Origin of the sequence: Brucella sp. H1_1004 (genome assembly GCF_047308065.1) — a bacterium.
Classification (GTDB): Bacteria; Pseudomonadota; Alphaproteobacteria; order Rhizobiales; family Rhizobiaceae; genus Brucella; species Brucella pseudogrignonensis_B.
In genome coordinates this window covers 1,473,204-1,486,722 of record NZ_JAYKZA010000002.1, presented here as the reverse complement: position 1 = coordinate 1,486,722, position 13,519 = coordinate 1,473,204, and the positions used below count along the sequence as shown (strand labels likewise).

Here is a 13,519-nt window from a genome sequence, read left to right as displayed (position 1 = left end):
TCAAAACTCAAAGATCGAACGAAAAATACCGGGAGCAATAATTGAAATCGGGTTGACAATTACTTGTGGCGCTTTAGCGGAACCTTCAAGCTTGAACGTTATACCCAAAAGACCGCGATCACGTCCGTTGCCCAAAAGCGCGCCAAAGATCGGTACTTCACCGAAGATCCGGTTCACGCCATAAGCAGGCATGAATGTGCCGGTCATCGACATATTTCCCTGCGGATCATAAAGAGTGCCCTGAAACGTTGCCCCAACGGTTGGCGATCGAAGAACGCCCTTCGAAAGCTTCAAATATCCTGTGCCTTTTTCTATCAAAGAGAAGCCGCGCTCCACATCAACTCGGGATACGTCGATATCACGTTTAACGGCCTGATTGAGGCTTGTGCCACCTGTTGATGGCGAAGAAGAAACAATTTTTGCAAGGCGAGGCTCGTTGATGATCGAAAAGTTTCTGGCATCAATCTGACCGCTCAACGGACCATTGCCCTGTCCCGCCAAGCCAACTGTAATTTTTCCGCCCCGCATCTTATCGTAGAAATCGAAGAAACGAAGGATCGCGCCAGCATCATTGGACTGCAAAGACACAGAACGCGCATCGCCCTGATCATTATTAGTTGCGACAAATGACTCTCCGGAAGACGTCTGGGCGTTTACGGACACACCAGAGATTTTGCTTCCAGCACTTTCATAAGAAACGGCAACATTGCGCAGGGTCTCGTCATTAAACCCTGTAACCTGATCAATCTGCGCGCTTACAACAACGCGTGTAGTGTTGCCTTTGGAGCCACCAGTTTTCTTACCTACATCAGAAAATTGCTTGATCAGCGATCGTGCATCAAACTTAGAACCGCTGACATTCACGCGGTATCCACCCGTTCCCTTAGTGGCCTTTATGGAGAGCCTATCAGAACGATTAAGCCGCACATCAGTTAAATCTGCCGACTGTAGGTCGCCACCGGCGATAGAGAAGCTACCCTTTGCGCCAAATGCATCACCAGTCAGCACAAGGTTGCGAATGTCGAACTTGCCATCACTGCCAGTGCTTTTAATGAGATCGAACTCCGCTTTGGACGCTATACCGCTGCCCTTACGCCAACCGAGCCAAGGTAAGTCAACCTGAGTTTTGTCAAGGTTCGCCACCACATGTCGTTTGCCATTTTCTTCCATTCCAAGATCAATCGAAATTGGCCCTGAGAAGACGTCCTTCAAGCCCGGCAGCACTTTATCACGCGACTTGTCGTCGATTTCGAGTCGAACTTGCTGGTCGCGCTTTGCTGGCCCTGAACGATCAACAGGCTCGGTCATTGTGATTTTGGCAGGAATACCATCAAGCTTTGCATCAGCAGTAATTATCGCAGCTGTCTGATCAACCTTTATATTTCCATCAGCATCAGTAACCTTTGATCCACCAACAGGTTTGCCTATAGAGAGGTTTTTAAAGCCGATATCAGCTTCCCACTTGAGAGTTCCGGGTGGCGGATCTTTCGACACTGCAAAACTGACTTTAACGCGCGATTTAACGTCGCCAGTGACATCCTGCGGCAGGAAAGGCACGTTTTTAAGAACATCAATCGGCTTTTTCCCCGCGATTTCTGCAATAGCGGCTGCTTGTCCCGACACCAGTAGATCAAGATTTGCAATAACCGGACGCTGCGGTCCCCAAGGAATAAACAACGTACCTTCAGAAACATCTGCCTGTCGGTTATCAGGCGTGTAAGCAACGCCCTTATCAAGCTTGATGGTCGTATGTGCACCACGAACGCTCACTGTTCCGTTGACATCGCGAACAGGTGGCAATTCACCAATAACATCAAAACGCGTCTGTTCGACATTAAAATCAGCTTTTATTTCTTCGTCCGTCAGCGGTGGAGGAAGCCCGGGCCCATTAAAGCGACCACCTGCCAAAGAAATTTCGATGCGGCTATCTGTCAGGCGACCACCAAAAAGATTCTTCAATACCCAGGCACGTGCGCCGTCAGCAACGTCAATAGGCCAAAGATGCTTTGCATCGGCGACAGGCATTTCCGGAATGCGCAGCATGAAAATCATTTCCGGCGAACCGCTCCCGAAACCAATACTGCCCTGGCCATAGAGTTCGCCGCTTGCGGTTTGAACATCGAGATTTGAGAACTGGATTCGGTGCTGTTTTGATAGGAAACTTCCAGCAATTCGCACACCAAACGAAATTGGTGGATCACTCGACTCGGCTGGCATGCTGGTCGCAGAAGTGGTCAGTATTTCAAAGCGGTAACTAGGATCAGAAACTGCATCCTGAGCCTGAAAATCTGGTCCAAAAGCACCATTGAACTGAGCCTGTAACCCACCCAGCTGGACACGCGACGGCAACACTTCAATCTTCTGACTACCAACGGAATGCTCCAGCCTCAGCACAGCCGATCCACGCACATCCTCAACACGTCCAAGCTGCATGTCGATGCCATCAACGGCTAACTCTGCGCCAATTGTATCCGGTTCTTCAGCATGAGCCGTTTTTCCCGAGAGCGTGAGACTTGCATTACCTTTGAGTTCAAAATGGGCGGGATTAACCCGATTGCCATCAATTATTGGTGCGACCGCAGCAGACGAACCCAGATCGAGAGGAATATTGCTGATATTGACCTTGAATGCATCAAGTTCGTTATCTTCACCCTTGCGATCGATGTTCCCGTCAACAGCAATTATCTTGCCGTTCCATACAACAGTTCCATCCAGCTTGATGCGGCCTGCATCTTCAATCAGTCGCAGCTTTCTGATTTCTATGCTCTGCTGCTCATCCCCAGCCTTAAACCGCACCGTTGTATTCATCAGGCTCAGAGCCTTTGTATTCTGGTCATGTAACAGTTCAAGATTTCGGCGCATCGCAGAAAAAAGTTCATCCGAAAGCGCGTCAAAATCTACAAAACCGCGCTTGTCATAAGGCAGAGACTTCCAAAACCCTGCGCCTTCCTGTTCAGGCAAATCAAACGCCGCGCCATCAATTTCCAATTCCGCAACCCGCACATTGCCGGTCAAAAGCGGAAGCGGCGCAAGCCCCAAGCGTACCGACTTAATATTCTGGATTTCGATGCGCTGCCCGGGATCAGAAATTGACACATCAAGGGCCTCTAAGGCCACCAGACTATTCTGATCTAGCGAAAGTCCAGCACTCCCAATTGAAGCAGATGCCCGATCACCGAGTAAACGAGTCAAATTTTTCTGAGCTTCTTCGCGGAGCATATTGCTGGTCACGCCACCACGCAAAATAACAAAACCAACGCCGCCGATCAGAACAAGTGCGATACATAGCGACAGAACAGCGTGAGAGCACAACGAAAAAAATGAGCGTTTACGACGCCCGATTACGAACACGCCTCCATCATCTCCGTCAGCCGCCAGGCGCTCGATTCTCTTCATCTCGCGCTTGGAAAAGCGTATTTTGTGCTCTTTCTCAGTCAATATTCCAGCCGACCACCTGATTTCTCTATTTAAACCATCTCATAAAATGAATCATGAGAACTCGATAATATATTGTTTTTGTTAGCCTAAGTTCGATCAGCAAACCGACGTTGCGCTTCTTTAGCATCTCCCTGAAGATACACACTTCGCTGCCTGAGTTACGCTACGTTGCACAAGACTGATACGAATGCGATAGCTTTAAGTGTAACAGGCAGTTTCTCCGTATATCCACAAAAGAAAGGCTTAGATATGGCTCGTCCCCAAGTTGGAGATCTCGCACCGGACTTCACTTTGCCCTCTGATAATGACAGCATTAATCTGTCGTCTCTCAAAGGAAACCCAGTCGTTCTTTATTTCTACCCAAAGGATGATACTTCTGGCTGCACAAAAGAAGCCATAGCATTTTCTCAGCTCAAGCCTGAGTTCGACAAGCTGAATGTACGTGTCATTGGTCTATCGCCGGATAGCGCGGATAAACATGCGAAATTTCGCAAAAAGCACGAGTTGACCGTCGATCTGGCCGCAGATGAAGACAAGACAGTGCTTGAAGCTTACGGTGTCTGGCTCGAAAAGAGCATGTATGGCCGCAAATATATGGGCGTCGAAAGAACTACGTTTCTGATCGATGCAGAAGGTCGTGTTGCTAAGGTCTGGGAAAAAGTAAAAGTCGATGGCCATGCGCAAGCCGTACTCGAGGCTGCACGCGCACTTTGATCAAACAATAAGGGCAATACCGGTAATGTGATTGCCCTTTTTCATTCTCGTTTAAGCAGGCATTGCGAAAGCTTCGGAAAAGCTTTGTTAACCATGATAAGATGCAATAGAATCAAATATCTGGGATGCAAAGACGACCAGCATGATAAAAAAGTGGAACAAACCAGGAAACGACGGATGCAATGGGCATCTGAATAATCCTGCCGCTTGGCCCTGGTCCACGAAATGGGTACGAACGTCAATTTTTGGTGCGGTAGCTTTCGTTGTTGCTGTGGGGGGCGGAGTTTATACGACGTTCGAAAAGCTCACTGAAAAGTCACAACAATCAAATAGCAAGCTCGCATCGATATTCAAAAAACAAGCGGTATTGCAGCCATTACCTGAGATGCCAACCGAACCTCTTCCGGGTATCTCTGTTCAGCCAGACCGTTTGACGCCGGAAGATGCGCTGACAATTCAGAAAATCGACATGATCATCACTGGCCCACGCACACACAAGAACCGCCCGATTGTAGAGCGCGCCGCATCAAACGACTCCTGAGTGTTCCGAGAATAAGCTGCATTAAAAACCCGGCATATAGCCGGGTTTTTAGCATCTTTATCAATACGAAGATCAATCAATGTCTTCGATTAGCTCAGCCCCACCATGAATGCGGTGCGCAAGAGCGGCTTCCATGAATGGGGTAACAGCACCATCAAGCACTTCCTGCGGGTTGGTGCTTTCAACACCGGTACGCAGGTCCTTGACGAGCTGATAAGGTTGCAAGACGTAAGAGCGGATCTGATGTCCCCAACCAATATCAGTTTTGCTGGCATTGGCGGCGTCAGTCGCTTCTTCGCGCTTCTTCAGCTCTTCCTCGTAAAGACGGGCACGGAGCATAGCCCAGGCTTTTTCACGGTTTTTGTGCTGCGAACGTTCTGCCTGACACTGTACGACAATGCCTGAAGCAATGTGTGTAATGCGGACTGCCGAGTCAGTTGTGTTGACGTGCTGACCGCCTGCACCGGAGGCGCGATAGGTATCGATGCGAACATCTGCTTCTGTTACCTGCACATCAATGTTGTCATCGATGACCGGATAAACCCAGATACTTGCAAAGGACGTATGACGACGCGCATTCGAATCATAAGGCGAAATACGGACGAGTCGATGAACGCCGGATTCCGTCTTTGCCATGCCATAGGAATTATGACCCTTGATGAGGATCGACGCCGACTTGATGCCTGCTTCTTCGCCGTAATGCACTTCCATGACTTCGACTTTGCGTCCGCTGCGCTCTGCCCAGCGCGTATACATACGCAAGAGCATTGAGGCCCAATCCTGACTTTCCGTGCCGCCTGCGCCTGCATGGACTTCAAGATAGGTGTCGTTCGCATCCGCTTCGCCTGAAAGTAGCATGTCGATCTGTCGACTATCGACTTCTTTCTTCAGATCACGAATAGTATTTTCGGCATCAGCAATGATCGACTTATCGCCTTCCTCTTCGCCCATGGCGATGAGTTCGATACTGTCATTGAGCGTCTGCCTAAGTGTATTGATGCCGTTGATGCTATCTTCCAGCTGCTGGCGCTCACGCATCAGCTTCTGGGCTTCCTGTGCATCATTCCAAAGGGTAGGATCTTCAGCTCTCTGGTTCAGATAGCCCAGACGTTTAATTGCCTGATCCCAGTCAAAGATGCCTCCTCAGCAGGCTTATGGCCTGCTGGATTTCGTCAACCAGCGTCTCGATTTCCGCGCGCATGGGCAAATCGTTCCTTCAATTATTCTGCATATATGTGGAGAGAACATATGCTCGATCAGAGCAAGCCTCGCACTTTTAAAAGGATTGGCAAACAGCCATCCAAGCGCCGCGGACCATAGTTAGCACGCGACCCGGTGTAAAGAGGGCAAGGTCAGTAAAGTCCACCCGAACCCGAATTGATTGCTCGAGTAGCTTGTGGCGATTGCGGCTGAACCGGCGATCCTTCACGATACTGATCCATACCAATGACTGAATAGCTATCCGATGGACCTGTTCCCGGCTTAAAAGCCTCCATGATGAGGTTTGGATCACCCTGATTGGTACGCATACCAGTTTTACGGTTAATCGCGATCAACGTCATGCCTTCTGGTACGCGGAAATCGACTTTTGGCGTACCGGCCAGAGCTTGAGTCATAAAGTCTTTGAACACCGGAGCAGCCAAACCGCCACCCGTACCACCGCGACCCAGTGGTGTTGGCGTGTCATAGCCCATGAAGACGCCAACAACGAGATCAGGAGTAAAACCAACGAACCAAGCATCTTTTTCGTCGTTTGTCGTACCTGTCTTACCAGCCAGCGGACGGTCGAGGCTCTTTAGCAACTGTGCTGTACCGCGCTGAACGACGCCTTCCATCATTGATGTAATCTGGTAAGCGGTCATCGGATCAAGAACCTGATCACGATTATCGATCAATGTCGGCTCTTCCTGCCCCGACCATTGCTGCGCATTACAACCTTCACACTGACGCCCGTCATGTTTGAAGACTGTTTTGCCGTAACGATCCTGAATACGATCAATCATTGAAGGTGTAATACTCTGCCCGCCATTCGCGATGACCGAATAAGCCGTCACCATTCTCAGCACAGTGGTTTCACCAGCACCCAACGACATAGACAAAACTGGTAACATCTTGTCATAGATACCGAACCGCTCAGCATATTCCGCAACAGTCTTCATGCCCATGTCTTGCGCAAGACGAACGGTCATAACGTTACGCGATTGTTCAATGCCGTAGCGAAGTGTCGATGGACCAGAAAATTTGCCAGAATAGTTTTTCGGAGCCCAAACCCCTAGCGCGCCGCCCTGATTAACTTCAAGAGGTCCATCAAGCACAACAGACGCAGGCGTATAGCCATTGTCGAGTGCCGCTGCATAAACGAATGGCTTGAATGAAGAGCCAGGCTGACGATAAGCCTGCGTTGCACGGTTAAACTCCGATTGCCCATACGAGAATCCGCCAACCATCGCAAGAACGCGGCCAGTGTGCGGATCCATAGCAACCATTGCGCCCTGAAGCTTTGGAGGCTGCTGCAGACGGAAACGTGATTCACCGTCACCAGCTTTGGACACATAGACGATATCTCCGGTTTTCAAGACACCTTCCGGAGACTTGGCGCTACCGCGCTTACCGTCGATATTGGTAACACGCATCGCCCACTTCATGTCATCAGCAGCAATGAACCCCCGCTTGCGCTCTTTTCCGCGGAAACCAGAACCGTCAATAGCAGGCTGCAAACCAATGTCGGCGCCAGCACCAGATACATTTAGAACAACAGCCAACTGCCATTCTGGCACGTCTTCAAATGACTGCATATCGCCAAATGCCGCCGCCCAGTCACTGCCCAGCTCGGCATGTTTCAGAGGGCCGCGCCAGCCACGCGCTTCATCGTAGCGCAGAAGAGCAGTTTGCAGCGACTTACGTGCTTCGGTCTGCATCGTAGGATTAAGTGTTGTACGAACAGACAGGCCACCTTCATACAGCGCATCAACACCGTATTTCTGGATAATCTGACGGCGTACTTCTTCACTAAAATATTCAGAAGCAAAGAGATAATGAGTTGCCGTCCGTGGGTTTACACCAAGCGGCTGCTTCTTAGCTTCATCAGCTTCCTGCGTCGTAATATAGCCGTTCTCAGCCATACGATCGATAACCCAGTTGCGCCGTTCCATCGCGCGATCCGGGTAACGGAATGGGTGATAATTGTTGGGGCCTTTTGGCAGCGCAGCCAGATAAGCGGCATCCGCAATGCTCAATTCACCGACTGACTTGTCGAAATAGGTTAGTGCAGCGCTAGCGATACCATAGGAACCAAGACCAAAGAAAATTTCATTGAGGTAAAGCTCTAAAATGCGGTCTTTCGAGTAGGCCTGCTCGATACGCATCGCAAGAATCGCTTCTTTGATTTTGCGATCGTAAGTCTGATTTGAACTCAAAAGGAAATTTTTCGCGACCTGCTGTGTGATCGTCGAAGCGCCAACGGGTCGGCGACCGGACCCCATATTCTTCACATTGGTCACCACCGCCCGAGCGAGGCCACCAAAATCAAGACCATGATGCTCATAGAAGGTTTTATCTTCTGCAGAAATAAAGGCAGCTTTTACACGATTTGGCACTGCCTGGATTGGCAGATACATGCGCCTTTCCCGTGCATATTCAGCCATCAGACTACCGTCAGATGCGTGAACGCGCGTCATGACAGGAGGCTCGTATTTTGCGAGCACTTCGTAGTCAGGCAACTCTTTGGTTACACTCCCGATATAAACAGCAACTCCGCCAGCCACAATGAGCGCGAAAACTGTACCTATACCGAAGAAATATCCGATAAGCCTTACCATAGATGCGGAATCCTGCCTTCAGATCGTTCGAAAAATTAGGGAGCAACTAACAATCATGCTCGTTAATCAGCGCCATTTCGGCAATAGGTGGTTACTGACCAGCAAATGCGTCAAAGGCAAGATCATTTCCAAGTTTTTACCGATTTAAAGTCATACAAACGCGTACCGACAATAAAAATACGTAAAACTGTTGCATGCATGCATCTTATAAGCGGGGAGAAATATCAACCCCCACTAAACATTACATTATTTTAACCTCGCGACAAAGTCCCAGGGTGCTTTTGCAATTCAAACGCCTTTATTGCCGTCGCAATGCGATCTGCCAGCTTGCGACGCCATTGCGGATTACTGATGAGTTTCTCATCTTCCGCATTTGAAAGATAACCGATCTCGATCAACACTGACGGCACATCCGGCGCACGCAGCACTTGAAAACCAGCAAACCGATGCGGATTGTTGATCAGGTTAACTTCACCTTGCAAGGCTCCGATCACTTTCTCAGCAAAGCTCAGCGAAAACGTATGCGTTTCGCGACGTGTGAGATCGAGCAGAATATCAGCAACTTCAGGCAGCTCTTCAGGTGCAGCACCACCGATGCTATCCGACTTATTTTCACGCTCAGCCATCGCGCGTGCGACGGAGTCAGATGCCTTGTCAGAGATTGTATAAACAGTAGCACCCCGGATATCACCCTGATTGATCGTATCCGCGTGGATAGAAATGAAAAGGTCAGCTGAATATTGTCGCGCAAGACGCACCCGTTCTGACAAACGCAGGAACGTGTCATCATCGCGGGTCATTAAAACCTTTATGTTGCTTTCTTTAGCGAGACGATCACGTAACTCCTCACCGAATGCGAGCGTCAAATCCTTCTCTTTAATACCGCTCAGGCTTTCTGCACCGCTATCAATGCCGCCATGCCCAGGATCAATCATCACGATAAACGGACGCGGTTCACTATCGATCGAAGGTGACGCAACTTTTAGGCTCGTCGATCCGGTTACATCGTGTGGTGCCGCACGCTTCGCTTCAAATTGCTGATCGGACGTCGCCACGATGTCTGCAACAAGACGATATCCTGACGTCGTTTCGTTTTTAATCACCTGAACGTTTTCAACATCAAACGGACCGCGCAATGTCAGAATGAGGCGCGAGCGATTCTTGCCAATAGAACCATAGCGCACACGCGAGACAATCCCCCTCGCCGCCAGGCTGTTTTCATCAAAACCAAAGCGCGTTTCAGGAAGGTCAAAAACCAGCCTATGAGGATTAGCCAAAAGGAGTGTCGAAAATTTCGGCTCCTGATCAAACATCACAACAACGCGCATACGCAAATCATCGCCAGCCATGCGATAGGTCAATGCGGACAGCGGCGCATTGCTGGCGGCCTTCGCCTGACTGATATGCAACAACGCAGCGCATAGCATCGCCAAAAGCACGAACATATTTCGCGCGTTCATTTTATTTCTAACAATATTTTGCAGGCTCAGACAATGCATAGGTGTTCGCGATCTAAACATTATGAATTTATCGAAAGTTGGCCATTTTGGCCAAAGCATATGGATGCGTACATTTGATCAATCAAACCGTATCGAATTATGGTTAACAAAGGCTTTGATCCCGGCTTTTGACCAACAGCACAGGTCATTGCCCGTTCTATAATCACCTTTCGGCAAAATTGCGATCACGGTGTCAACTGATATTCATACTTGTCATAGCGCGAACGACGCCATAAAAGCTTAAATAGGCTTCGGAATAGCTGTCAGAATCGTTTGCCGGTTTTCAATACGGATCGCGACGAAAGATAGCTAAAACAGTGATGTATGGTATTCACTACCCCCGAGCCCGCACAGAATTCAGCGGAATACGGCATCCCCGCCGCCTCCGTTTTTTAATCGGCCGACTGCGCATGGATACGCGCTGTCGCCAGCGCTCTGAAAAGAGCAAACAGGTCGGCCCGGCTTTTTCGGGCCATGTATGAGGTCGTTTCGAACGGAACAGCTATGGGTCAAGCAAGACTGACCATTGCAAGCCTGAAGACCGTGATCGCCAGTTGGCCATCGCGCGCAAACACAGCAGCTTTTGTTCCGACGAACCCATTATCATCCGGCAGATGCTCCCCAGCCAGGACGACAGCCTTCAGGGTTTCGTCCGGCGCACGCGGCTTGCGTCTTATCGCCGGTAAGAAAGACAATTATGTCCAACAAAATGCTTATCGATGCCTCCCACCCGGAGGAGACGCGCGTTATCGTGACGCGCGGGAACAAAATTGAAGAATTCGACTTTGAGTCGGAACATAAGAAGCAACTGAAGGGAAATATCTATCTCGCACGCGTTACACGCGTCGAACCATCCCTTCAGGCTGCATTCGTGGAATATGGCGGCAATCGCCATGGCTTTCTTGCATTCTCTGAAATTCATCCTGATTATTATCAGATCCCGGTTGCTGATCGCCTTGCTCTGCTTGAAGCAGAAGCGAAAGCCGCGCGTGCCGAAGATGAGGACGAAGACGACGAACCAAAAGCAAAGAACAGTGATCGTTCGCGCCGTCATCGTCGTCGTGGCCGTCGCGATGGCCAGCATGGTAACTTTGCTAAAGACGGAGTGCCTGCCGCAGAGCCAGTTGGTCCGGCATTCGTAAATTACGTCGCGGGTACACCTGCCATCGCTTTGATGAAGCAGGCTGGTGATGTTGTTTCAGAATCTATCGAAGCCAACGATAGCGACAGTGACGACAACGAAGTCGAAAACGAAGAAGATATGGTTGAATCGGTTGGTTCCGAAGATGCCATGGAAGAGCTTCCATCACATGTTCGCACCAATCGCCGTCAGTACAACATTCAGGAAGTGATTAAGCGCCGCCAGATCATTCTGGTTCAGGTGGTGAAGGAAGAGCGCGGCAATAAAGGCGCGGCTCTTACGACCTATTTGTCACTTGCAGGTCGTTATTCGGTGCTGATGCCAAACACTGCGCGCGGTGGAGGCATTTCGCGCAAAATCACCAATATTCAGGATCGCAAGCGTCTTAAGGATATCGTCAAAGAACTCGAAGTGCCGCAGGGCATGGGCGTGATCTTGCGTACCGCTGGTGCCAATCGCACAAAGCAGGAAGTCAGGCGCGACTACGAATACCTGATGCGTATGTGGGAAAATGTTCGCACGCTGACGCTGCAATCAACGGCTCCTTCGCTCGTTTATGAAGAAGGCAGTCTGATCAAGCGCTCGATCCGTGATCTCTACAACAAGGAAATCTCGGAAATTCTCGTTGCGGGTGAAACCGGCTACCGTGAAGCAAAAGAGTTCATGCGTATGCTGATGCCAACGCATGCCAAGGTTGTTCAGCCCTACCGCGAACAGGTTCCGATTTTCACGCGCTATGGTCTGGAAGCACAGCTGGATCGCATGCTTGTGCCGCAGGTTACGCTGAAATCTGGCGGTTATCTGATTATCAACCAGACCGAGGCTCTGGTTGCTATCGACGTCAACTCGGGTCGCTCGACCCGTGAGCATTCGATTGAAGACACCGCACTCCAAACCAATCTGGAAGCGGCCGAAGAAGTCGCGCGTCAGCTTCGCTTGCGCGATCTTGCCGGTCTTATTGTCGTCGACTTCATCGACATGGAAGAAAAGCGCAACAACCGCGCTGTCGAAAAGAAGATGAAGGATTGTCTGAAAGACGATCGCGCCCGCATTCAGGTTGGTCGCATTTCACATTTCGGCCTTCTCGAAATGTCGCGTCAACGCATTCGTGCGTCGGTGCTCGAAAGCACGATGCAGGTGTGCCAGCATTGTGGTGGAACCGGTCATGTTCGCTCAGACTCGTCCATGGCGCTGCATATCATTCGTGGCATTGAAGATTATCTTCTGCGCCATTCGGGCTATGACATCACTGTTCGCACTCCGGTTGCTTCGGCGCTTTACGTACTGAACAATAAGCGCGAATTGCTGGCAGAGCTTGAAGGCCGTTTCGGCGCTGCAATCAGCGTTGATGCCGACGATAGCGTGGGCCATCAGCATTTTGTCATCGACAAGGGTGCGCCATCGACGCGTCCAATCACAATTCATCCTGCTGCACCAATCATCTATGAAGATGATCTGAACGATCCGGATATTCCGCTGGATGAGGATGAGGCCGAAGAAGAAATCGCCGCCGAGGCACCTGCTCGCGAAGAAAGCAGCGAAGAAGGTGATCGCAAGCGCCGTAAGCGTCGCCGTCGTCGTGGTGGTCGCGATCGTGAAGGTGGTGAGCAGTCTGCACAGGCGGATTCCGGTTCGGAAGCCTCGGACGACGATGATGATGAAGACAAATCATCGCCAAGCAACGGTTCGCTGAGCGAAGAAGATCGTCGCAAGAAGCGTCGTCGTGGTCGTCGCGGTGGTCGCAAAAATCGTCGCGAGGATGACTTTCACGCTAAGAAAGTTCCTGATCCAGAGTTTGTTGGCTATACGCCAGTCATTCCTTCACGGGTTGAGGAAAAGGCTGCTGAAGTCGTTGTCAACGAAGTGGTGGCGGTCGAAACCGTGACGGTTGAAACGCCAGTTGCAGTTGAACCAACTGCTGTTGTTGAAGCAGACGAAAAAGCAGCAAAGCCAGCACGTAAGCCGCGTGGTCGCAAGGCTGCAAAGAGCGAAGAAGCTGCGAATGACGATGTTGTTGCGGCAGATCCGGTCGAAGAACTAGCCAAGCCTGCGCGCAAGACACGTGGTCGCAAGAAGGCCTCTGAAGAGGACGTAACGGTGGAAGCCGCAGTCGTTACGGAAGAGGTTGAGGCGGCAAAGCCGAAGCGCCGTACCCGTAAAGCAGCTGCTAAGACAGAAGCGGTAGACGTATCAGTTGAAGCGGAAGTCGCTGTTGTTGAGGAACCAAAGAAGGTTGCAGAACCTGAAAAGGTCACCGAGCCTGTGGTTACGTCCAGTGAAACAGAGGAACAGAAGCCAAAGCGCGGCGGCTGGTGGCAGAAAAAGGGCTTTTTCTAAACCCAGCCAAACTCTGATGTAGAATATAAGA

At 50.4% G+C, this 13,519-nt stretch carries 8 protein-coding genes; 3 read left to right on the top strand and 5 right to left on the bottom strand.

Translation table 11 applies throughout. The features are described from left to right. Entirely contained in the window at positions 1-3,396 is a 3,396-nt protein-coding gene (locus U2P60_RS14535) for a DUF3971 domain-containing protein (protein WP_413573148.1), read from the bottom strand. A 291-nt stretch (positions 3,397-3,687) separates the two neighbouring features. Here U2P60_RS14535 and bcp point away from each other — a divergent pair, with 291 nt between their 5' ends. After that, a complete protein-coding gene (bcp, locus tag U2P60_RS14530) occupies positions 3,688-4,152 on the top strand; it encodes a thioredoxin-dependent thiol peroxidase (protein ID WP_313828459.1) in 465 nt (154 codons plus the stop codon). Between the two features lie 385 nt (positions 4,153-4,537). Further along, a complete protein-coding gene (locus U2P60_RS14525; RefSeq protein ID WP_413573147.1) occupies positions 4,538-4,693 on the top strand; it encodes a hypothetical protein in 156 nt (51 codons plus the stop codon). 72 nt (positions 4,694-4,765) lie between these two features. Here the strand turns inward: U2P60_RS14525 and prfB are convergent. From prfB to U2P60_RS14505, 4 genes are all read right to left on the bottom strand, one after another. Beyond that, positions 4,766-5,894, bottom strand: a protein-coding gene (gene prfB / locus U2P60_RS14520) for a peptide chain release factor 2 (RefSeq protein ID WP_313828457.1) whose coding sequence is annotated in 2 segments (ribosomal slippage) — positions 4,766-5,824 and positions 5,826-5,894 — 1,128 coding nt in all. Because the reading frame shifts where the segments join, the coding sequence is not laid out codon by codon here. 151 nt (positions 5,895-6,045) lie between these two features. After that, complete coding sequence (locus tag U2P60_RS14515) at positions 6,046-8,511, bottom strand: penicillin-binding protein 1A (protein ID WP_313828456.1); 2,466 nt, start codon at positions 8,509-8,511, stop codon at positions 6,046-6,048. Positions 8,512-8,762: 251 nt separating this feature from the next. Beyond that, a complete protein-coding gene (locus tag U2P60_RS14510; RefSeq protein WP_413573808.1) occupies positions 8,763-9,938 on the bottom strand; it encodes an N-acetylmuramoyl-L-alanine amidase in 1,176 nt (391 codons plus the stop codon). A gap of 581 nt (positions 9,939-10,519) precedes the next feature. Then, complete coding sequence (locus U2P60_RS14505; protein ID WP_313828454.1) at positions 10,520-10,705, bottom strand: hypothetical protein; 186 nt, start codon at positions 10,703-10,705, stop codon at positions 10,520-10,522. Positions 10,706-10,707: 2 nt separating this feature from the next. Between U2P60_RS14505 and U2P60_RS14500 the strand changes: the two genes are divergently transcribed. Then, positions 10,708-13,488: a ribonuclease E/G gene (locus tag U2P60_RS14500; protein ID WP_413573146.1), complete on the top strand. Its 2,781-nt coding sequence runs from the start codon at positions 10,708-10,710 to the stop codon at positions 13,486-13,488. Positions 13,489-13,519: the final 31 nt, after the last annotated feature.

Excerpts from the sequence above, each read along its gene's own strand:
- U2P60_RS14535 (WP_413573148.1), bottom strand. The coding sequence starts at position 3,396 with ATGAAGAGAATCGAGCGCCTGGCGGCTGACGGAGATGATGGAGGCGTG.
- bcp (WP_313828459.1), top strand. The coding sequence starts at position 3,688 with ATGGCTCGTCCCCAAGTTGGAGATCTCGCACCGGACTTCACTTTGCCC.
- U2P60_RS14525 (WP_413573147.1), top strand. The coding sequence starts at position 4,538 with ATGCCAACCGAACCTCTTCCGGGTATCTCTGTTCAGCCAGACCGTTTG.
- U2P60_RS14515 (WP_313828456.1), bottom strand. The coding sequence starts at position 8,511 with ATGGTAAGGCTTATCGGATATTTCTTCGGTATAGGTACAGTTTTCGCG.
- U2P60_RS14510 (WP_413573808.1), bottom strand. The coding sequence starts at position 9,938 with ATGCTATGCGCTGCGTTGTTGCATATCAGTCAGGCGAAGGCCGCCAGC.
- U2P60_RS14500 (WP_413573146.1), top strand. The coding sequence starts at position 10,708 with ATGTCCAACAAAATGCTTATCGATGCCTCCCACCCGGAGGAGACGCGC.